Source organism: Bradyrhizobium sp. JYMT SZCCT0180 (assembly GCF_018130165.1).
GTDB lineage: Bacteria > Pseudomonadota > Alphaproteobacteria > Rhizobiales > Xanthobacteraceae > Bradyrhizobium.
In genome coordinates this window covers 1-21,608 of record NZ_JAFCLZ010000003.1, presented here as the reverse complement: position 1 = coordinate 21,608, position 21,608 = coordinate 1, and the positions used below count along the sequence as shown (strand labels likewise).

At 62.5% G+C, this 21,608-nt stretch carries 18 protein-coding genes; 7 read left to right on the top strand and 11 right to left on the bottom strand.

Annotation, left to right across the window (positions count from 1 at the left end):
• Nucleotides 1-4: 4 nt before the first annotated feature.
• The 7 genes from JQ641_RS04995 to JQ641_RS04965 form a co-directional block, all read right to left on the bottom strand.
• Nucleotides 5-1,657, bottom strand: a complete 1,653-nt coding sequence (locus JQ641_RS04995) for a hypothetical protein (RefSeq protein ID WP_211994726.1) — start codon at nucleotides 1,655-1,657, stop codon at nucleotides 5-7.
• A 1,482-nt stretch (nucleotides 1,658-3,139) separates the two neighbouring features.
• Complete coding sequence (locus tag JQ641_RS04990; protein WP_211994725.1) at nucleotides 3,140-4,105, bottom strand: tetratricopeptide repeat protein; 966 nt, start codon at nucleotides 4,103-4,105, stop codon at nucleotides 3,140-3,142.
• Between the two features lie 285 nt (nucleotides 4,106-4,390).
• The gene (locus JQ641_RS04985; RefSeq protein WP_211994724.1) at nucleotides 4,391-4,573 is read right to left on the bottom strand and encodes a hypothetical protein; all 183 of its coding nucleotides are present in this window, start codon (nucleotides 4,571-4,573) and stop codon (nucleotides 4,391-4,393) included.
• Between the two features lie 115 nt (nucleotides 4,574-4,688).
• Nucleotides 4,689-5,942 carry a serine hydrolase domain-containing protein gene (locus JQ641_RS04980; protein WP_211994723.1) on the bottom strand — a complete coding sequence of 418 codons (1,254 nt, stop codon included), beginning with the start codon at nucleotides 5,940-5,942 and terminating at the stop codon, nucleotides 4,689-4,691.
• Between the two features lie 111 nt (nucleotides 5,943-6,053).
• Nucleotides 6,054-6,461, bottom strand: a complete 408-nt coding sequence (locus tag JQ641_RS04975; protein WP_211994722.1) for a hypothetical protein — start codon at nucleotides 6,459-6,461, stop codon at nucleotides 6,054-6,056.
• Nucleotides 6,462-6,506: 45 nt separating this feature from the next.
• Entirely contained in the window at nucleotides 6,507-6,671 is a 165-nt protein-coding gene (locus JQ641_RS04970) for a hypothetical protein (RefSeq protein ID WP_211994721.1), read from the bottom strand.
• 304 nt (nucleotides 6,672-6,975) lie between these two features.
• On the bottom strand, nucleotides 6,976-7,137 hold the full coding sequence (locus JQ641_RS04965; RefSeq protein WP_211994720.1) for a hypothetical protein: 162 nt from the start codon (nucleotides 7,135-7,137) through the stop codon (nucleotides 6,976-6,978).
• Nucleotides 7,138-7,371: 234 nt separating this feature from the next.
• On the opposite strand from JQ641_RS04965, the gene JQ641_RS04960 reads away from it, so the two are divergent.
• Nucleotides 7,372-7,584: a hypothetical protein gene (locus JQ641_RS04960; protein ID WP_312016084.1), complete on the top strand. Its 213-nt coding sequence runs from the start codon at nucleotides 7,372-7,374 to the stop codon at nucleotides 7,582-7,584.
• A gap of 41 nt (nucleotides 7,585-7,625) precedes the next feature.
• On the opposite strand, the gene JQ641_RS04955 is transcribed toward JQ641_RS04960, so the two are convergent.
• Entirely contained in the window at nucleotides 7,626-8,186 is a 561-nt protein-coding gene (locus JQ641_RS04955; RefSeq protein WP_211994719.1) for a CreA family protein, read from the bottom strand.
• A gap of 256 nt (nucleotides 8,187-8,442) precedes the next feature.
• On the opposite strand from JQ641_RS04955, the gene JQ641_RS04950 reads away from it, so the two are divergent.
• The 4 genes from JQ641_RS04950 (at nucleotide 8,443) to JQ641_RS04935 (ending at nucleotide 12,609) form a co-directional block, all read left to right on the top strand.
• Nucleotides 8,443-10,194: a L,D-transpeptidase family protein gene (locus JQ641_RS04950; protein WP_211994718.1), complete on the top strand. Its 1,752-nt coding sequence runs from the start codon at nucleotides 8,443-8,445 to the stop codon at nucleotides 10,192-10,194.
• Between the two features lie 81 nt (nucleotides 10,195-10,275).
• Entirely contained in the window at nucleotides 10,276-10,869 is a 594-nt protein-coding gene (locus JQ641_RS04945) for a glutathione peroxidase (RefSeq protein ID WP_211994717.1), read from the top strand.
• A 189-nt stretch (nucleotides 10,870-11,058) separates the two neighbouring features.
• On the top strand, nucleotides 11,059-12,030 hold the full coding sequence (locus JQ641_RS04940; protein ID WP_211994716.1) for a polysaccharide deacetylase family protein: 972 nt from the start codon (nucleotides 11,059-11,061) through the stop codon (nucleotides 12,028-12,030).
• A gap of 24 nt (nucleotides 12,031-12,054) precedes the next feature.
• Entirely contained in the window at nucleotides 12,055-12,609 is a 555-nt protein-coding gene (locus tag JQ641_RS04935; RefSeq protein WP_211994715.1) for a dihydrofolate reductase family protein, read from the top strand.
• Nucleotides 12,610-12,622: 13 nt separating this feature from the next.
• Here JQ641_RS04935 and JQ641_RS04930 read toward each other — a convergent pair whose 3' ends face one another.
• On the bottom strand, nucleotides 12,623-13,075 hold the full coding sequence (locus tag JQ641_RS04930; protein WP_211994714.1) for a DoxX family protein: 453 nt from the start codon (nucleotides 13,073-13,075) through the stop codon (nucleotides 12,623-12,625).
• Between the two features lie 126 nt (nucleotides 13,076-13,201).
• Nucleotides 13,202-15,511, bottom strand: a complete 2,310-nt coding sequence (locus JQ641_RS04925) for an NADP-dependent malic enzyme (RefSeq protein WP_211994713.1) — start codon at nucleotides 15,509-15,511, stop codon at nucleotides 13,202-13,204.
• A 261-nt stretch (nucleotides 15,512-15,772) separates the two neighbouring features.
• On the opposite strand from JQ641_RS04925, the gene JQ641_RS04920 reads away from it, so the two are divergent.
• Nucleotides 15,773-17,761 carry an aq_1923 C-terminal domain gene (locus JQ641_RS04920; RefSeq protein ID WP_211994712.1) on the top strand — a complete coding sequence of 663 codons (1,989 nt, stop codon included), beginning with the start codon at nucleotides 15,773-15,775 and terminating at the stop codon, nucleotides 17,759-17,761.
• Nucleotides 17,762-17,768: 7 nt separating this feature from the next.
• Here JQ641_RS04920 and aspS read toward each other — a convergent pair whose 3' ends face one another.
• Entirely contained in the window at nucleotides 17,769-19,544 is a 1,776-nt protein-coding gene (aspS, locus tag JQ641_RS04915; protein WP_211994711.1) for an aspartate--tRNA ligase, read from the bottom strand.
• A 217-nt stretch (nucleotides 19,545-19,761) separates the two neighbouring features.
• Between aspS and JQ641_RS04910 the strand changes: the two genes are divergently transcribed.
• The gene (locus JQ641_RS04910) at nucleotides 19,762-21,237 is read left to right on the top strand and encodes a protein adenylyltransferase SelO (protein ID WP_211995252.1); all 1,476 of its coding nucleotides are present in this window, start codon (nucleotides 19,762-19,764) and stop codon (nucleotides 21,235-21,237) included.
• Nucleotides 21,238-21,608: the final 371 nt, after the last annotated feature.

Sequence of the window (21,608 nt, the reverse complement as noted above, 5' to 3'; positions counted from 1 at the left end):
AGTGTTATGGGAACAGTGAGCTGATAGACTTGGAAGTGCGCTCGTGCGGCTTTCCCGCTCGACCATGCGATCCAGGTGGACCAGAAGGGCCGGATGCTCCTTGGGTACCGGGTTGGCCCATGCCGCATATTTTGCTGGAGTCGTTGTCCCCTCCTTCGATCGCCTTGGCACCCGGTCCACCCGATCCTGCGGTGCCGGCGGCTCCGCCCGATGCGGCGCCCGGCCTTGTCCTCCTGTCAGCGCTTTCTGAACCAACGGCGGGATCCAGCACAATCCGCAATTCGTCCGTCGTCCGCTCCGCTACTACCAGGAGTGCTCCCCCGTCTCCGCCGTCTCCTCCATTACCAGCCGGCTCTCCTGCCTTACCGTTGTATTTTTCCTCGCCGGGCACGTTGGCACCGGGTTCGGCGGGCAGGAAACAAACTGATGAGGTCCAAGTTGGGCAAAGACTCGCATCTTTATCGCAGAAGGCGAGATACTTCTCTACGCTATCGAGTGTTTTCCAGCATTCCGTTCCATCGGAGCACCTGTTCGTGGTCGCATGATCGCTACGAATCTTGGAAATAGCGTCCCGTCCACCTGCTCGTTCCGGGGCAGTCTGGAACTTGACCAGGAAGCCCTTGGCTGCAGCCGGCTTGGTTTTGGGCTCGAAGGACTCGCCGCTCTTCCCCGGCTTCCCACTGCTGCCGTTCTCGCCATCGCTTCCGCGAAGATCGACCGCCAGAGTCCCGTTGGCTACTTTGTCAGTGACAATGATCGTTAGGTTACCCCCGTTTAGGCCTTTCCGACCAGACGTTCCTGTGGGAGGCGTTCCGCCAAAGGCCACAACCGATGCCCGGTGCTCGGCCTTATCGCCGATCTCAAGCACCTCGGTGACGATGAGTAGACTTGATCGGCCAATCTCGATTCTTGCCCCGTCCGCGAAGCGCACCTTGCGCGCTACCAACCCGAACGTGTCATGCGGAGCTGCGGTATCCGCAACCGTGACGGTCCCGACAACCTGGATGTGATCGCGGTTCGACAATGCGGCGAATAGTCTGCGGGCATCGATGTCTGCGATCCCATTCCGCGGGTCTTCGAATGGATCGAGTCTGTGGCTAGTCAGCAGCGTCCTACCATCCGGAATAGTTGTCGGCTTGTATTTCATCGGCATGGCGGCGACCGCATCCGAAATAGATACCCATCCCCAAGCGTGCAGCCAAGACAGGACCATTGAAGGGCCATCTCTGGAGATCGTCGCACGAAACGGAGCTGACACCACCACTACGACTGCGAGGATGATCCCGGCGATGATTGCACGTCCGAATGCATATGCTCGAGGGGCAGCCCCCCTTTCGCCCGGGATTACAACGTACAGAACATTGACGAAGGCGACGACCGCCAATACGCCCACGAAGACGAAAATAAAAGCGCTGGCGGCCTCAGCGCTCCCAGCGCTTGCACGCAACGTGAGAAGGATGCCGACAAGGGCAAGTGCCACCAGAAACCACGCTGACGCTCGGCGCAACGGATCATTCTTAGGAAGCACGTCCTTGATGAATTCCCAGCCACTCTTCAAGTGGGAGATTATTCCGCCATCGGCCTGGCTCTCGTTTCCCAAGGGAAGAGTTGCGCCCCGATCCACATTATCAGGCCGTTCCTCGCGAGGAGGCTTCATGTCCCACCTCCTAAGCCGGCGAAGGTGAAGAACACTGGCGCGGCAGTATCGGTGCCCCTCTTGCCAGCAGAACCAGGCTGACCCTGTGCGCCACGCTGACCGCTCGGCCCGCGGGGACCACCCCCGGAACAAAGACCCTCGCCGAAACCACCTGGCCCGCCAGGCCCGCCGTCTCCTCCCGGACCTCCTGGCCCACCCGGTCCTCCCTCCCCACCCTTGGCCGTAAACAGTTCAGCGAAGGCGCCTAAGAGTTTATCGGACCCATTTCCGACGACTATAAAACGACCTCCGTCGCCGCCGTTGCCACCAGACCGACCTGCCCCTCCCGGCCCGCCGGGCAATCCCGGCTTGCCTGCGCCCGGACCGCGGCGACAGTCGAACAGACCCGAGGAGGCCCGATCTCCGGGAGCGCCGGAGGCCCCTGGTTGCCCAACAATCCCTGAGCTTCCCATTCCGCCGTCCTCGCCGGAAAGGTCCACCGGAAGCCTTCCATTGATGGTGCCATGCACCAAGAGCTTCACAACGCCACCACTTCTCCCATCTCGCCCTTGTTGATCTGCTTCTGCCGCTGGTGGTGTCGACCTCCTTATGAACGAGGCGACGCGTCCAGCGCTCACTTCAAGGTCAATGACCTCGATTTCCAGGTTGCCACCATTTGTTACGATGGCAGCGTTGCCCTTAAGCACGAGCCTTGACGCAGAAATTCGTTTGCCTCTATCCTCGGGGCCCGCCAGCGATAAAACAGTTCCATTCAATTCCAATTGCGGCAGTTTCTGCAGCTGCCGTATCTTCTCGTGTTGATCCCGGGCCCGGAGCGTGGCGGTGAATTCCTCCGGAAGAGTATCGACAGATCTCTCTCCTGGCTGAGTAACGTGAGTATTCTTAGGGCCGCGGTTCAGCAGCAAGAAGCCAGGATCTCTAAAGAGCCTAGCAAGATTGACGGCTGCGAAATCCGGTTTCCCAGTCGCCAGTACGGACAGAACAAGGATTCCCGAGCCGAATGCTAGGCCCGAGATCACCCAAGCCAAGGATGTCCCGAGGAGCTTAAGGCCACCACTCCTCGCCTGTAGTAAACGCCCGCCCGCAGTCCCGACGATCCCGAGAACTAGGACTGCGCTCGCAAGAAGAGGCGCGCTCCAAGCGTCGGTCACGACAAAGACGGCGGCGGCAGCGGCAACGAAGAAAGCTAGTCCCGCGTACGCCAAACTCGTAGCAATGGATGCGCCCCGGAACGCATCAGGCAGGATCGACGAAGACCGCGTGGATTTATCGGTTGCCATGCTTCCACCAGATCTGAAAATTCCTACGTGCGCGAAACGCCTCTCCGGTGACCCGGATTCTTCCGGTAAACAGATTCTCAGGACGCCCGCGGAAGTAGAAACCAAATCGAGCCGACTGGCAACGGGCGCGGGATAGGTCTCGTCCAAATAGACAGATGAGTCGCCCAAGGCGCGCACTCGTTAAACCGCGATAGCCGCTATCTCAGGCAGGCGAGCCTGCCTTCGCGCGAATGGCCATCGACCGCTTGAAAAGCGCGTTGGCATCGGCGTAGCGGCTCTGATCCTTGTAGAGACGGGCCAGGTTTTCCAGGACATCCGCGAGGTCCGGATGGTTCGGGCCGACCGTCTTTTCGAAGGTGGCCACCGCCCGCTTGTAAAGCCGCTCGGCGTCGGCGTTACGGCCCTGCCGCCCATAAACAGCGGCCAGATTGTTCAGCGCCTGCGCAACATCAAGATGGTCGCGACCGAACGCTTTCTCGGTCACGGCAATCGACCGCTTCAGCAGCCGCTCGGCATCGGCATAACGACGTCGGTTGGTGTAGACATCGGCCAGGTTATTCATCAAAACCGTGGCGTTCGGATCGCTCGGACCGTGCGCCTTCTCGAGAACGGCCAGCCCGCGCTTGAACAGCCGCTCGGCCTGGTCGTATCGACGCTGATTGCTATAGAGAGCGGCCAGGTTGCTCAGCGCCAGCACGATGTCCGGATCGTCGGGACCGACCGTTTTCTCACGAATGGCGATCGACCGCTTGAGCAGCGGCTCCGCCTCGGCAAAACGCTCTGTCGTGCGGTAGAGTTCGCCGAGGTTATTCAGCACGCTTGCGACTTCGGCATGGTCCGGACCGACTGTCTTCTCCCTGATAGCCAATGAACGCTTGTACAGTGGCTCGGCAACGGCGTATTGACCCAGATTGTAGTGGATCGTGCCCAGGTCATTCAGCGGCATCGCGACCATTGCATCATCGGGACCAAACTGCTTCTCGCGAATGGCCAGCAACTGCTGGGCCAGCGGAAGCGCTGCCGCGTACTTTCCGACCCGATAGAGTTCCTTGGACTGCTGGTTGAGACGGCTCGCCTCATCCTGCTCGGCGTAGGATGGCACGATGACTGACAGGCTCAGGGCCAGCGCGGTGACCGCAACGCGGATAGATGCTTTCATGGCCTTCATCACATTTGCCTCCGTCGCGGTTCTTCCGCGACATACCCGCCCTTTGTGTCTTCGGTGGCCAGGGAGGTTCATAGTGACGGGTCATCGCGCAGTTGTCGCCATACTGAAACCGGCGACGGCAACGGGAGTATGGGCCTGCTTTCACGTGGCAGCGGCTCGGTTGAAAGACTTGAGAACGAAGAAGGCGCCCGCGCCGTAGACGACTGCATTCACAACCTACGCTACAGCGACGCGTCAGGCAGACTCCGCGCCGATCGCCATTGCGACGATCAGTTTTTTCTTCATTCAGACGCCGACCAATGCGGAAACAACTACAACGAAGAAAATTGATGCAAGCCCGAGAATCATGCCTATGGCGACCTTCACCGTGGGCCCGTCGATTTTCTTATCGAGCCAGGTGCCCACCTTCATGAACACGGAATGTGCCCCCGCCCACAGGAGGTCTTTTATGAATTCGGACAGCAACATGTCACTTAGTCGCGCCAACCCTGCCGGGGTTCACTGCCGCCGTCTTAAGCATTCTTGTTGCAAGTTCCCAAACGCGGCGACATCGATTCGCGCCGTCTCGCCAGCCCGTTGAGGCCTACCAGCTGCCGTATTTGCCGACGATTCCACGCCAAACGGCGTCGCGCTCGCGAGCAAATGATTCCTTTCCGACACTGGCGTTCTTGGCCACCGCGGTGATCACCATCACGAGCTTGAGCTCGGGGTCGACAAAGATCGACTGGCCGTAAACGCCCAGCAAGGCAAACCGCCGCTTCGCGCCGGGGTAAAGCCAGAACTGATAGCCGTATCCGAAATACGGCGTGGCCTTTCCCGGCGCGAACGCCTGGGGCTGCCGGTGCCAATCGGTCGCATCCAGCAGATAATCCTTCGGCACGATCTGCTTGCCGCCGACTGCTCCATCATTCACCAACAGCATTCCGAGGCGACCGTAGTCGCGCAGGGTCGCATTGAAACTGCCCGAGCCGGTCTCGGTGCCGTCGGTGGTCCGCACCCACGTCGCGTCAGCCTCTGCGCCGATCGGCTGCCACAGCCGCGCGGTCAGATACTCGCTGAGCGTGGCGCCGGTCACCGCGCGAAGCAGCACGGCCAGGATGACGGTCTCGCTGGAGGCATAGTGAAAGCGCGCGCCCTGCACCGCTTCGCGGATCTGGAATTGGCGCAGCGCTGATATCGATCCCTCGCGGTTACGGGCAATCGTGAAACGCGTCAGATCGTCATTGCCGTCATAGGCTTCCTTGAACTGCACGCCGGACGACATTCGCAGAACATTGCGTATGGTGGTCTCGCCATAGGGACTGCCCGCAAGCTTTGGCACGTATTTCGAAACCAGATCGTCCAGCGAACCGATCTTGCCCTCGGCAAGCGCCATCCCGACGGCGAGGCTGACGATGGATTTCGCCATCGAATGCGAAACGAAGCGATCCGCAGGTTTTCGATCGTATTGGTAGCGCTCGAACAGGATGGCGCGGTCCTTGATGACAAGCAATCCGGTGACGCGCTGGCGGCTGAGAAAATCGTCCAGCGTCCAGCTCTGGTTTTCGAACCGGTAGCCGAGCTTTGCATCGCCGCCGGCTGCGGCAAGCGGCAGCGGAGACACCGCTTTGCTCAGCCTGTTGTGCGGCAGTATCTCGTCGAGATGGCTGAACGATCCAACCCGCACGCCTTCATCGAAGAACCAGTTGGCGCGGGTGCCGAGCGGGTAATTCCTGGCCTTGCCGAGCAGTTCCTCATCAGGTGCGGCAAAAGCAGCAGATGCCAGTGCCACAAGAAGGCATGACAGCAGAATTCGTCCCGGCTGCATCGACTGGCTCACGCGCGCGAGTGAACGCAATCGCGTTCATCCCTGGAATCATCGGACAACCGTTGACTTACAATCGCTGCCACTGACCTGGCAACGGCTTCGATTCCTGGGTCAGGTACCGGGGATGAGCGTCCGAGGATATTAGTTCGACGACGGCTCGAACATGCATTGCAGCGTCGGCTTGGCGATCTTGGTGAAGGTCGGCCCGATCTCGGACTGCTTCGACGCCGGCACCCATGCGGTCTCGATCGTAGGCACGCCGGTTTCACTGATGCCGCGCAGCAAGGCTTCGCGCAGGTCGTTATCCTCGACGGTCGCGGCCGCATGGTCATGCAGGCAAGTGCAAACTGTTTCGGGATGCGCCCAACGTCCGACCATGTGGGGTGCGCACAGCCGGACGAACTCACCGCGGGGATCGGGGAGCTTGAACATGGAGCCGATCGGCCCCTGCTGGAACCGCATCTGCGCCGTTAACTGGGTTTGGGCCTGGGCTGAAGCGCCCAGCAGGCTGGAAACCAAAATCGCAGCGGAACAAAAACGTACAAACATACTGGGCCTTTACCGGCAAATTCTCTTGCGAGCGCTTAGCTGCGCTTAGTTGACAGCTGCGACAACGATCGACTGGGGAGCCGAGGTGGTCACCGGCGCGCCGTTGTAGGAGAAGGTGCCGATGCCGGGCAAGCCCTGGTCCGAAGAGCCAGCGACCGAGGGACCAGCCAGGATGAAGGCGAAGGCGAGGATGAAGCTGAAGGTCCGCATTGGTCTGTCTCCGGTTTCGGTGCCGGCGTCCCCGCCGTTTCGTTGGCAGAGTGATAACCAACGGCTGTTTCCGGATATCTGCGCCAAAAGCGGAAAATGGTTTCATTGCAGGGGTGAATTGTTTCGTCGGCCTGCCGGGACGAAACATTGGCGAGAAAAACCCAATGATTTCAATATAGTGATCAATGGCTGGACAGAGCTACAGGTCAGCTGCGGGCCGGGGCCATTCTACTTTGCATGGGGTTGTTTTCGCGATTTTGAGTCTGAGCCCTGCCGTGTACCGCCGAAGAGAGGCGAAACTGGCTCACTCGCTGTCGACGGCGCTCAAATCGGGTTCGGGCGTCACGACAGGCGATCCGCAATAGGTGAACGTCCCTACCCCAGGCATGTCGCGATCAGCGCTGCCGGCCAGCGACGGGCCGGTCAGGACGAAAACAAGAGCAATAATGCAGCTGAGGGCGCGCATCTGACGTCTCCATTCACCATCTGGCGATGAGACGCACCTTGCGGGCAGCCGGTTCGACGCCGTCGCAAGTTCTTAATCCAAGTTCTTAATCATTGTCTGCTGAATAGGCCGCAGCGCAGCATACTCAGTTGTGAACCGAAGCGTCGGTCCGGCCGACTCAAGCGAACACCCCGTGCAACTTTTCCTGTTGGTTCGGCGTTGTTCTCTTTCATAATCCAACAAAGGATAGCCGTCGTGGGCAATGGCAACATCAGTGTTGGCAATCAATCCTCGCCCCGCAAATCCGGCCAGCAACAGATGGCTGGCGCGATGTCGCAGCAGGGCGCACCAGTCATGGGCGACAATCAGTGCTCGCCTCAGAAGTTCGTGCGCCTGGTAGGCTGCCACGAGCCTAAGGCAAAGCCCGGTTCAGAGGTCCGCCCACATCCCGATCCGGTGAAACGGTAAGTCCTAGGACGGCCGCCTGGCCGCGGACCTGCGCATCAGGACTAATGGACGAACTCGCCACATTTCTGCACCGCAGCGTCGGCGGCTCCCCAGGGCATGATCGGCACCGAAGATGTCGAGTTCTTGGGTGACCCCTCGATCAGCCGGTCCGAATACACCATGTAGACGAGCACGTTCCGCTTGGGGTCGCAGCCGCGGACGATCTGCATTTTCTTGAAGAACAGCGAACGGCGCTGGCGAAACATGTCGTCGCCCTGGGACATCTTGCCTTTGAACCGGATCGGCCCGATCTGGCGGCAGGCCAATGAAATATCTGAAACTTCCTCGGCAAGCCCGAGCCAGCCCTTGTAACCGCCCTTCTCCGGTACCGTAAAATGGCAGGCCACGCCGTCGACCTCGGGGTCATCGACGCCGTAGGTCGCAAGCTTGTCATTTGGGCTCAGCCATTTGAACACGGTCGAGCGACGGAAGATCAGGTCCGGCTCGTCGGCGGCAAAGGCCGGACCGGCATGCCACACCACCGCGGCCAACACCGCCAACGACACGCTCAAGGCCAGATTTCTCCATGACTTGTCACACTTACCGATGGCCTTGAATGTCATTTCTATCTCCGATGAAGGACCCACCGGTTATGTAATGTGCAAATGCCGCACGGGAAGGCTGAGGAACGGTGCCGGGGAGCTCGCGTTTAACGGAATGTGAGGCTTTTTTGCTACGCTTGCGGCGAAAAGCGCGGGTTTAGAGGGCTTAAGCTGGTGAACGCTTTTCGCGTCTGCAACAACAAATGATTATCGGAACATCGGATTCGACGATCTGGACTCAGGGAATTTGGGCGTGAGCGGGCATCGGCTTTTTGGGTTGAATAGTACGAGCGTAAGCAGTGCGAACCAGCGATTTTGGCAAATAGCTGTTCTGGTTGCCGCAGGCACCATCGGCGCCTCCTCCCACGCCGACGCCGCCCTGTATTACTGGCAGGATTCCGACCCCAACTTCTACCGGCCGGCACCGTCAGCCCAACCGCGCAAGCAGCGTGCCCGCAAGCCCTCGAAGGCCATGGTGGCCGCCGAAAAGGAAATCAGCGCCAAGCCGCAGGGCCCTCTGATCATCGCGATCTCGATCAACCAGCAAAAGGTCAGGGTCTACGACGCCAACGGAATCTTCGCGGAAAGTCCGGTGTCGACGGGCACGAAAAGCCATCCGACCCCGATGGGCGTGTTCAGCATCATCCAGAAGCACAAGATGCATCACTCCAACATCTACAGCGGCGCGCCGATGCCCTTTATGCAGCGCATCACTTGGTCGGGTGTGGCGATGCATGCCGGCGCCCTGCCCGGCTATCCGGCGTCGCATGGCTGCATCCGTTTGCCGATGGCCTTTGCCGCGAAGATGTGGAACTGGACCAAGATGGGCGCCCGGGTCATCGTTACGCCCGGCGAGATGACGCCTTCGAGTTTCTCGCACCCGCTATTGGTGGCGCAGAAGGTGGTGCCGCAACCTGTGGCCGCCGACGAGCCGATGTCGGACGCGCCGGCGGTGAAATCCGACAAGGGCGCGGACGCTCGATCCGAAATGAACTCCACAAGTTCAGACGCGAGCCTGGAATTGCGATCGACCGTCGGGCACGGCACCCCCCATCGGACGCCGTTGCGCGAACGAACCCAGACTGCGGATGCCAGCGGGGCCATGCCGACGACCAATGCTGCGGCCACGATGTCCGATGCGTCACCCTCGGCGAGCAGGCTGCCGGTGTCCGGCGAGGCTGCGGCCGAAGCGTCTGAGTCCAAACCGTCGGAAGCTGCAACGGCCGAGGCCAAATCGATAGAGACCAGCGACGGCGTGAAGGCCGAAGACAAGGTCGCCGAGGCGAAGGTTGAAACCAAACCCGAAGACGCCAAGCCTGAAGTAGCCAAATCCGAGGCGGCCCCGGTTGAGGCCAAATCGGTCGACGTGAAACCGGACGAGGAGAGAACCGGGACGCTCAAGGCGGACGCGCCCAAAGTCGAGGCGCCGAAAATTGAAGCGCCGAAGGCCGCCGAAAAACCGGCGGAGCCCGTCAAGGCGGCCGATACGCCTGCCGTTGCGCCCGATGCGAAAAAGGATCCGTCGCGCCTGCCAGGCGTCGAGAAGGCCGCGGCGAAGCCGGAACCGAAGCGCACCGGGCAGATCGCGGTGTTCGTCAGTCGCAAGGACGGCAAGCTCTATGTGCGGCAGAATTTCACGCCGCTGTTCGACGTGCCCGTGACGATCGCGCCGAGCGAGCGGATGCTGGGCACGCATGTCTTCACGGCGGAAGTCGACAAGAACGATCCCAACCTGCTGCGCTGGTCGGTGGTGTCACTGCCGGTGACAGCCCGCAATGCGGCGCTCACGGAAGAAGACGAGCGCGCCGCGCGGCGGCGCAAGGTCGCCGGCGGAGCCCCGGCCGAAGCCAAGCCGGCACCGGCGCCGAACAGCCCGGCCGAAGCACTCGACCGCATCACCGTGCCGCCGGAAGCGATGGCGCGCATCACCGAAGCCCTGACGACGGGCGGTTCGATCGTGGTGTCCGATCACGGCATCAACACGGGCGAAACCGGCGAAGGCACCGACTTCATCGTGCCGCTGCGCTAACTTGCATAACAGCTTGTTGAGCGGCGCCGGTTCGCCGGCTCGGCTATGCTTTGCCTCGATGAATCTAGCGCGAGGCTCGCCATGATCGATCGCAGAACCATGATGACGGCAACGCTGGCCGCCATTGCAGGCATCGGCTCGGCCCGGATCGCCAACGCGCAGGCCGGCATGAGCCGGATCACCGCCTACGCGTTTTCGTTTGGTGGATTGGCCGGCGGCGATATCAGGCTTTCGGAATATGCCGGCCGTCCGCTCTTGATCGTCAACACCGCCTCGCTCTGTGGCTTCACGCCGCAATATAAGGGGCTGCAGGAATTGTGGACGGAGTTCAGTAAGCGCGGCCTGATGATCGTCGGCGTTCCCTCCAACGATTTCGGCGGCCAGGAACCAGGCGGCGCGACCGAAATCGCAGCAACCGCGCAGCACCATTACGGCGTGACCTTCCCGATATCGGCCAAGGCCATCGTGAAAGGGCCGAATGCGCATCCGTTCTACAAATGGGCAGCAGAAGCACGGCCAAAGGATGTTCCGCGCTGGAACTTTCACAAATATCTAATCGGCCGCGACGGCTATATCGCCGAAGTCTTCCCGGAATCCGTCGACCCCTCGGATACGCGGGTAAAGACCGCGATTGCGCGATCGCTCGCACAAGGTGTTTCCGAACGAAGCGGCTAACGGGTCGCTTGCGTGCAAACAGCGGGAATAATCCCCTGAATTAACCGGTTCGGCGACAAATCGGCGGCCCTGTGTGACCGCCGTTGCCTTGGCGAGGCCGCTGCAACTAGGCTATTGTGCGTTGGGGCGGGAAGCGGCCGGACGACGGTAAAGCCGGTACCGGACGCGGGATCATTTAAGGAAAACAAGATGCGTATTGCGGCAGGGTTGATCTTTGCAGGCGCGGTTTCGTTGTTGACCTCGAGCGCGGCCTGGTCGCAGACGCCGCCGGCCAAGGGTGCCGCTGCGCCCTCGGCGGCTGCTCCAGCACCCGCTGCCGCAGCGCCTCAGGCAGCGCCTGCCCCAAAAGCCGCGGCCGCTCCGACCCGGCCTCCTTGCACCAACCCGAACGCACTCGGCGTCGGACGCACCGTGGAGATCGACACGACCGGCGGTCCCGGCTTCGGCTTCGAACATTTCAAGGATCTCGACTTCCTGCGCGACAAGGAAGTCGTGCTGACATTCGACGACGGCCCGTGGCCGGTCAACACGCCGGCGGTGTTGAAGTCGCTCGCCGAAGAATGCACCACCGGCATCTTCTTCCCGATCGGCAAGCATGCCACTTATTATCCGGAAATTCTCAAGCAGGTCTACGCGGCCGGCCACGCGGTCGGTTCGCACACCTGGTCGCACGCCGCCCTGGTCAACAAGAAGCTAAGCGAAGATCAGCGCAAGGAAGAGATTGAGAAAGGTTTTAGCGCCGTCAAGTGGGCATTGGGCGGCACCTCGCCGGCGCCGTTCTTCCGCTTCCCGGCGCTGCAGCACCCGCCGGAAATCGTCACCTATCTCGGCACGCGCAACATCGCGATTTTCTCCTGCGATCTCGACTCCTTCGATTTCAAGGCAAGCAAGCCAGAGAAAATCATCGAGACGGTGATGCGCAAGGTCGACAAGCTCGGCAAGGGCATCATCCTGATGCACGACTTCCAGAAACACACCGCGGAAGCCCTGCCCGAGCTCCTGAAGAAGCTGAAGGCTGGCGGCTACAAGGTGGTGGCGATGCGCGCCAAGGCGCCGATGCAGACCCTCCCGCAGTTTGACGAGAGTCTACTGAAAGAGGCCAAGCTGCCGACCGTTAGCTCCCGCCCGGTTTCCAGCGTCGTGCAGACGATCTCGGAATAACGGCCTCGACTCGGCGACAAGTCCATGCCGGCGCTGCGCATCGAAGGCTACGTTATCGTCTCGGCGGACGGCATGCTGGCGAACGCCAGCAATGTCATGCCTGATGATTTGAAATTCGAGGGCGACAAGCAGTTCTTCACAGCCGCCCTCGACCGCGCCGACCTGATCCTGCACGGCCGCAATTCCTTCGAGGACCAGCCGAACTCGCCGCGGCGCAAGCGCCTTATCCTGACGCGAAAGGTTCGCGCGATTGCGCCCGATCCCTCCAACCCCAACGCCACGCTGTGGAATCCGGCCGGCGCCTCCTTTGAGGCCGCCTGCACGCAAGTCGGGATTCGCGCCGGCACGGTCGCCGTGATCGGCGGGCCTTTCGTGTTCGGCATGTTCATGGAACGCTACGACGTGTTCTGGCTGTCACAGGCCCCGCACGTGCGGCTGCCGGACGGCGAGCCCTGCTTCCCCGGGGTGCCCGCGCGCTCGCCGCAACAGGTGTTGGCGTCGCACGGATTACGCGCCGGACAACCGCAAATGCTCGACCCGGCGGCTGACGTCACCGTCACGCCGTGGCGGCGGACCTGAGCCCACGTCCGCTCTAGACGTCGTAGGCAGGTTCCGACGATCGCGGCCCGCGGCCGTAGCCCGCGATCATGAACAGCGCGCCGACGATCGAGAGATTCTTCAACGCATCGATCAGCGTCTTGGCGTTCTCGGGCGAGGCTTGATTCCAGAAATCGTGGAAATAGAAGGTGGCTGTCAGCACGAAGAAGATCAAAAGGATCGCAAAGAACCGCGCGCCGAAATTAACCGCGATCATCAGCCCGGCGATGATCTCGAAAATACCAACCGCAAGAGCCAGCATTTGCGGTGTCTTCATTCCTCCTGCCATGGTTTCGAGTTGCTCGGTGTAGGGCGTCAGAAGGGCAGGAATGACGAGCTTGGAGGCGATCGCGTTCGTCGTATTCTGAACGTCAAAGAGCTTGGTCGCTCCGGTGTAGATGAAGAGCACGGCAAACAAAACTCGCCCGAAAGTAAAGAACGCTGGCATGGGTCGGCCTCACTGGATGGCAATGCAATGTCACAAGCGGTCGTGCAAGGCGATTATGAGCGTTTCGCCTCTGCTTTTCAAACGGTCAAATCGAAACCATCCGCGTTGGAAACCCGCCGATAGCAACTAGCCGAACAGGGTCGGTTGCGCACGGCCGGCACGCTCCTGGGCCTCGACGGCGGCAACCGCCGTCATGTTGAGAATGCCGCGCGCGGTCACCCCCGGAGTAAGGATATGCGCCGGACGCGCCGGGCCGATCAGGATCGGGCCTACCGGCAATGCATCCGCCAGCGTCTTGATCATCTGGTAGGCGACGTTGGCGGTATCGAGGTTCGGCATGATCAGGATGTTGGCATCGCCTTCCAGCTTCGAATGCGGAAGCACGAGCTTGCGCGCGGCCGCCGATAGCGCGGTATCGCCCTGCATTTCGCCGTCGGCCTCGATCTCCGGATGCTTTTCCTTCAATAGCGCGGTGGCGAGACGCATCTTGCGTGAGCTATCGGTATCATAGCTGCCGAAGTCGGAATGTGACACGAAGGCAACGCGGGGCTTCATGTTGAAGCGCTGGACGTGGATCGCTGCCAGCGACGCCATCTCGGCCAATTCCTCAGCGCTCGGGTTGGGCCTCACCTGCGTATCGGCGATGAAATAGGAGCCCTTGCTGGTGATCATCATCGCCAGCGCCGCAAAATCCTTGACCCCCGGCAGGAAGCCGACGATTTCCCGGACATGACGCAGATGGCTCATATAGCGGCCCTCGACGCCGCAGATCATCGCGTCTGCCTCGCCGCGAACCACCGCAAGCGCTGCGATCACGGTGGCGTTGGTGCGAACCACGGTGCGCGCGGCCTCGGGCGTGACACCGCGCCTTCCGGCGACGTCGATATAGGTCTGGACGTAGGAGCGGTAGCGCGGATCGTCCTCGGGATTGACGAGGTCGAAATCCTGCCCGGCCTTGATCGACAGCCCGAACCGCTTGATCCGGGCTTCCACCACCGAGGGCCGCCCGACCAGGATCGGCCGCGCCAGTTTCTCTTCGAGCACGACCTGGGTGGCGCGAAGCACGCGTGCGTCTTCGCCCTCGGCATAGATCACGCGCACCGGCTGGGATTTCGCCTTGGCGAATACCGGCTTCATGACGAGGCCGGAACGGAATGCAAAGCGCTCCAGCAGCGCGGTATATTCGTCGAAATTCTTGATCGGCCGTGTCGCCACGCCGGAATCCATCGCAGCCTTGGCGACAGCCGGCGCGATGCGCAGGATCAGGCGGGGATCGAACGGGCTCGGGATCAGCGATCCCGGTCCAAACCCCTGGGTTTCGCCGCTGTCGAAGCCTTGCGCCACCGCGTCCGACGGCGGATCGCGCGCCAGCTGCGCGATCGCGTCGACCGCGGCGTGCTTCATTTCCTCGTTGATCCCGGTGGCGCCGACGTCGAGCGCGCCGCGGAAGATGAACGGGAAGCACAGGACGTTGTTGACCTGGTTAGGGAAGTCGCTTCGCCCGGTGCAGATCATCGCGTCGGGGCGGGCTTTTCGCGCCTCGTCCGGCATGATTTCCGGATTCGGATTGGCCAGCGCCATCACCAGCGGCTGGTCCGCCATCGCCTTGACCATTTCCGGCTTCAGCACGTTGGGCGCGGACAGTCCCAGGAAGATATCGGCGCCGCCGATCACGTCGGCGAGCACGCGCGCGCTGGTCTTCTGCGCATAGACCGCCTTCCAGCGGTCCATCAGCGTGTTGCGGCCCTCGTGCACGACGCCGTCGATATCGCAGACCCAGATGTTCTTGTGTTGCGCGCCGAGCGACACCAGGAGATTGAGGCAGGCGATCGCGGCGGCACCTGCGCCGGAGCAGACGATCTTGACGTCGGCAAGCTTCTTGCCGTTCAGCAGCAGCGCGTTGGTGATCGCCGCGGCGACAATGATGGCGGTGCCATGCTGGTCGTCGTGAAACACCGGGATCTTCATGCGCGCCTTGAGCTGCGCCTCGATCTCAAAGCACTCCGGGCCCTTGATGTCTTCCAGGTTGATGCCGCCGAAGGTCGGCTCCAGCGCCGCCACCGTCTCGACCACGCGCTCAATGGTGTCGGCGGCGATCTCGATGTCGAACACATCGATCCCGGCGAATTTCTTGAACAGGACCGCCTTGCCTTCCATGACAGGCTTGGACGCCAGCGGGCCGATATTGCCGAGGCCGAGCACGGCCGTCCCGTTGGAGACCACGGCCACCAGATTGGCGCGGGCGGTCAGGCTCGCCGCTTCAGCCGGATTGTTGGCGATTTCGGTACAGGCGGCCGCGACGCCCGGCGAATAGGCCAGTGCCAGGTCGCGCTGGTTGGCGAGCGGCTTGGTGGCCTGAATTTCCAGCTTACCGGGCCGCGGCAGCCGATGGTACGCCAGTGCTGCGGAATGGAGATCTTCAGAATAAGACGACATGCATACTCCCGCGTTCCCGGTCCCGATCTTTTGTTTCTTCGCCACGTCCGGACGAGGTCAGTTTGCCGGCAGATTGAGCCGGATGTGAAGCACGCGCAACCGCTTGGATGCAACAGCTGATGGCGCCCCCATCAACAGGGCCTGACGGCTGGCGGATCGACGCAAACGGTCGAACCCGTTACCATGGCCCCTCCCCATCCCCGGTCATTCGACCGACGACGGCAAATTGCCCTCCGCCCACCGGCAACCGGAGCTGCCCGAATGGTAAAGGTTCTGAGCGGCCTGGTTGCCGCAATCGTGATCGCGGTGGGAGGGTTCTTCGGCTTTCAGTTCTATACCCAGCATCGGATAGCCAGCGAGGTCGACGCCGCACTTGAGCAGGTTCGCGCGGCCGGCGGCAAGGCGAGCCGGGGCAAGGTGTCGTTCGACCTCTTGAGCCGCACGGTCACGATTGCCGAGATCACCGCTAAATCGGCAGCGCAACCGCCGATCAGCGTCAAGATCGGCAGCCTCACGGCCTCCGGCGTCAGCCAGCCGGACGCGGCGCGCGTCTCGGCCGAGAGCATCGAAATCGCCGATGTCGAGATCAGCGCGGCCATGGCCCCGCAGCCGGCTCTGAGCCTCGCCTACAAGGTGCCGCGGATCATCCTGAAGGACTATTCCGGCCCCGCCAGCCTGCAAGGGCCGCAGGCTTCGTCGTCCTTTGCCGACGTCTACCGGTCCGTGCTCGCGCAGTTCGCAGGCGTTGCGGCGACGTCGATCAGCGCTCCGAGCCTGACCGCAACCATCAACTCCGGCGTTGCGACGCCGGGCGGCGGCGAAGTCGCTTATACGGGCCTTGCGATGCAGGGCATCAAGGACGGCAAGGTCGCCAGCACGAAGATCGACGGTGTGGTTTTCACGGTCAACGCCCAAGGCGCGGGGGGCAAGCCGGACAAGCTCACCGGCAACCTCGCCAATATCGCAGGCTACGACATCGACACGGCAGCGGTGGCGGCACTCTTCGACCCGCAGAAGGCCAGCGACGACAAGTACTACCGGACGTACCGGCAGATCACGACGGGTCCCTATGTCGTCACGTCCGGGCAAGGCCTGAACATGCGGATCGACGGCATGACGATCGACGACGTCGGCCTGCGGCCGTCGCGGATGCAACTTGCGGATCTATTGGCAATGATACCGCCGCCCGGCGCCGCACCGCCGACACCGGTGCAAGCGCGCGCAATGCTTGAGAAGGTCGCCAAGGTGTACGAGGGCTTGCGGATCGGCAATGCCGAGATGACTGGCTTTGCGGTCGAGACACCGCAGGGTCCCTTCAAACTGTCGGCGATGCGGTTCAATCTGGACAGCGGCAAGGTCAACGAATTTGCGATCGAAGGCCTCGATGGCCGCACGCCGCAAGGTCCCTTCAAGGTCGGTCGGTTCGCGCTCAAATCGCTCGATGTCGCCAACCTGATGCGGATGTCGGCGCTGTTCTCCAACCCATCGCAGCAGCCACCGCCCGACCAGGCGCTCGGGATGCTGGCGCTTATCGAGGGTGTCGAACTCAAGGCGCTCGCGGCGCCCTTCAAGGACACGGGCCGGCCGGTCAACATCGACGCCTTCAACCTCGATTGGGGCAATTTCATCGGGCCGATCCCGAGCAAGCTGCGGCTGGCACTGAAGATGGCAGCGCCGCTGGATGCGCGCGATCCCGGCCAGAAGGTGCTGGTCACGGCCGGCCTCGACAAGGCGGCCATCGATTTTGATCTCGGCGCGGCCTGGACGGAGGCGTCACGCGCATTCGCCCTCGAACCGGTGACGCTCGACGTCGGCGGCATCGCCAAGGCGTCGCTGCGGGTGTCGCTCGCCAACGTGCCGCGCGGGGTATTCTCCCCCAATGCAGTGCAGGCGGCGACCATGGCCGGACAGATCGAGGCCGGTACGATCGACCTCACGCTGCGTGATACCGGCGGCATCGACCTTGCGGTCGCCCAATATGCCCGCCTTCAGAACGTCAGCCGCGAGGCGGCGCGGAGCGCCATCGTCGAGGGTATCAGGTCCGGCAGCGAACAAGCCGCGGCCACCAACCCCGATGCCGTCGCCGCGGTGCAAGCGGTCGCCCGCTTTGTCGAGACCCCGGGCCAGACGCTCAACATCAAGCTGACCCCGCTCGGCAAGGTGCCGGCGATGCAGCTCATGCAGCTGTTGAAGACCGACCCGATGGTTGCGCTGGCGCAATTCCGGATCGAGGCTTCAACCGGGCTCTAACCCTAGGCTAGCCCTTTTCCGGCAGATTGAGCCGGATGTGCAGTTCGCGCAGCTGCTTGATCGCGACATCGGACGGCGCGCCCATCAGCAGGTCGACGGCCTGCTGGTTCATCGGGAACAGCGAGATTTCGCGCAGGTTCGTGGTTCCACAGAGCAGCATCACGATGCGATCGACGCCGGCCGCCATGCCGCCGTGCGGCGGGGCGCCGTACTGGAACGCGCGGTACATGCCGCCGAACCGCTCGACGACGTCCTTCTCGCCATAGCCCGCGATCTCGAACGCCTTCACCATCGCCTCGGGCTTGTGGTTGCGGATGCCGCCGGAGGCGATCTCGTAGCCGTTGCAGACGATGTCGTACTGGAACGCCTTGATGGTCAGCGGGTCCTGCCCGTTGAGCGCGTCGAGGCCGCCCTGCGGCATCGAGAACGGGTTGTGCGAGAAGTCGACCTTTTTCTCAGTCTCGTCATACTCGTACATCGGGAAGTCGACGATCCAGGCGAGCTCGAACCGGTCCTTGTCGATCAGGTTCAACTCCTCGCCCACTTTGGTGCGCGCGAGACCAGAGAATTTCCAGAACTTGTCCGGATCGCCGGCGACGAAGAACGCGGCATCGCCTTCCTTCAGCCCGAGCTGGCCGCGGATCGCCGCCGTCCGCTCCGGTCCGATGTTGTTGGCCAGCGGACCCGCGCCCTCGCCGCCCTCGCGCCACATGATGTAGCCGAGACCGGGCTGGCCCTCGCCTTGCGCCCAGGAGTTCATCCGGTCGCAGAACGCACGTGAGCCACCGCCGGGTCCGGGGATCGCCCAGACCTGGTTCTTCGGGTCTTCCAGCATCCGCGCGAACACCTTGAAGCCGGAGCCGCGGAAATGCTCGGAGACGTCCTGCATCTCGATCGAATTGCGCAAATCCGGCTTGTCGCTGCCGTATTTTTTCAACGCTTCGGCGAACGGGATCTTCCGCCAGCCTTTTGTCACCGGCTTGCCTTTTGCAAACTCCTCGAACACGCCGGTAATCACCGGCTCCATCGACGCGAAGACGTCTTCCTGCTCGACAAAGCTCATTTCCACATCGAGCTGGTAGAATTCGCCCGGCAGGCGGTCGGCGCGCGGATCCTCGTCGCGGAAGCATGGCGCGATCTGGAAGTAGCGGTCGAAGCCCGACATCATCAGAAGCTGCTTGTACTGCTGCGGCGCCTGCGGCAGCGCGTAGAACTTGCCCGGATGAATCCGCGACGGCACCAGGAAGTCGCGCGCGCCTTCCGGCGAGGACGCGGTCAGGATCGGGGTCTGGAACTCGAAGAAGCCCTGGTCCTTCATCCGCTTGCGCATGGAATCGACGATCGCGCCGCGGGTCATGATGTTCTGGTGCAGTTTCTCGCGACGCAGGTCGAGGAAACGGTACTTAAGCCTTATGTCTTCAGGATATTCCTGCTCGCCAGCCACCGGCAGCGGCAGCTCGCCGGCAGGCCCCAGCACTTCGACCGCGCTGACATAGATTTCGATCTTGCCGGTCGGCAGTTCGGCATTGACGGTGCCTTCGGGACGATGGCGCACCTTGCCGTCGATCCGCACCACCCACTCCGAGCGGAACTTTTCGACTTCCGCGAACGCCGGCGAGTCCTTGTCGGCCACGCACTGGGTGATGCCGTAATGGTCGCGCAGGTCGATGAACAGCACGCCGCCATGGTCGCGGATGACGTGGCACCAGCCCGAGAGGCGAACGGTTTCGCCGATGTGGCTGTCGCGGAGCGCGCCGCATGTATGTGACCGGTAGCGATGCATGGAAATCCCAAAAACTGATATTGGAGGTCGAATCGAGGGCCAAGAATCCAGAACAAGAATCGGGGAACAAGGCCTGCCCGAGCTGCGGCAGGGTTTACCCGACGAGGTCAGGCGCGGCAACCAGTGGCGGCCCCTGTTTTGGCCCAAAAAGCGGCATTTCGAAGCTATCTGGCGTGAGCCCTTTGCCTATCCCCCGGGCGCGCCTATCTTTGTGACCATGACCGTCCATTTCCCGTTCCAGAACACCTATACGGCTCTGCCGGCGAACTTTTTCGCGCGCGTGGCGCCTACCCCCGTGGCCGCCCCCCGGCTGATCAAGCTGAACCGGGCGCTGGCCGTCCATCTCGGCCTCGACCCGGAGGTGCTCGCTAGCCCTGAGGGTACCGAGATCCTGGCCGGCAAACGCGTCCCCGACGGCGCCGACCCGATCGCGATGGCCTATGCCGGCCACCAGTTCGGGCATTTCGTGCCGCAGCTCGGCGACGGAAGGGCCATCCTGCTCGGCGAAGTCATCGACGCCGATGGCATCAGGCGCGACATCCAGCTCAAGGGTTCTGGTCCGACGCCGTTTTCCCGCCGCGGCGATGGCCGGGCCGCGCTGGGCCCGGTACTGCGGGAGTACATCGTCAGCGAAGCGATGTTCGCGCTCGGCATTCCGACGACGCGCTCGCTCGCGGCCGTGATCACCGGCGAGCGCGTGCAGCGCGAGACCATGCTGCCCGGCGCGGTGCTGACCCGCGTGGCTGCGAGCCATATCCGGGTCGGTACCTTCCAGTTCTTCGCCGCGCGCGGCGACACCGACGGCGTGCGCCAGCTCGCCGACCACGCGATTGCGCGCCACTATCCGGAGGCCGCCAAGGCCGAGCGCCCCTATCACGCGCTGCTCGAAGGCGTGGTGGCGCGGCAGGCCGATCTGGTCGCGCGATGGCTTCTGGTCGGCTTCATCCATGGCGTCATGAACACCGACAATTCCTCGATCTCGGGCGAGACCATCGACTACGGCCCGTGCGCGTTCATGGACCATTACGACCCCGCGCAGGTGTTCTCCTCGATCGACGAGATGGGCCGCTACGCCTACGCCAACCAGCCGCAGATCGCGCTGTGGAATTTGACGCGGCTGGCCGAATGCCTGCTGCCGCTGTTGTCCGACGACAAGGACAAGGCGATCGAACAGGCGCAATTCATCCTCGGTGAATTCGCCGAGCATTTCACCACCGCCTATCAGGCCGGACTGCGCGCCAAGATCGGCCTGTTCAGCCTGCGTGACGGCGACGAGGCGCTGGTGCAGGACCTGCTCGACGCCATGGCCAAGAACCAGGCCGACTTCACCCTCACCTTCCGCCGCCTCGCCGACGCCGCGCTGGACGCCAACGACGACAGCGTCAGGGCCCAGTTCCTCGATCCCGCGGCGTTCGACGAATGGGCGGCGCGCTGGCGGCAACGCATCTCCGACGAGCCGCAATCGGCAGCGGAACGATATGCCTCGATGCGCAAGGTCAATCCCGCCTTCATCCCGCGCAACCACCGCGTCGAAGCCGTGATCCAGGCCGCGATGAACAATGACGATTACGCGCCGTTCGAGGAATTGCTGAGCGTGCTGGCAAAGCCGTTCGAGGATCAGCCGGAGTTTGCTGAATACGCCAATCCGCCATTGCCGGAGCAACGCGTGCTGCAGACGTTCTGCGGGACGTGAGGTCGTCATGCGCCCCATACCGTGACCGTCGTCCCCCGCGCATGCGGGGATCCAGTACGCCGCGGCTTCTCGGTTCTATCATCGGCGTCTCTGGGATACTGGGTCCCCGCCCCCGTGCGCAATTGCGCACTCGGCGGGGACGACAATTGTGGGTGTGACACACACTTCGACATTCTCGCGACGCATTGCGCCCGAGCCTTGCCAGAAACTTCCCGCCCTCTCGATGAGAGGGCGCAGGGAAGACCGGGTGCGCGCTGCACCCGCGGTCTCGTGTGCGGTTTGCACTAAGTAGGCTGCACACGAGCATACAGGGCAGCGGAGAACACCTGGCCTTCCCTGCGCAATGGCTTTACGGCTTATGCCGTGATCTC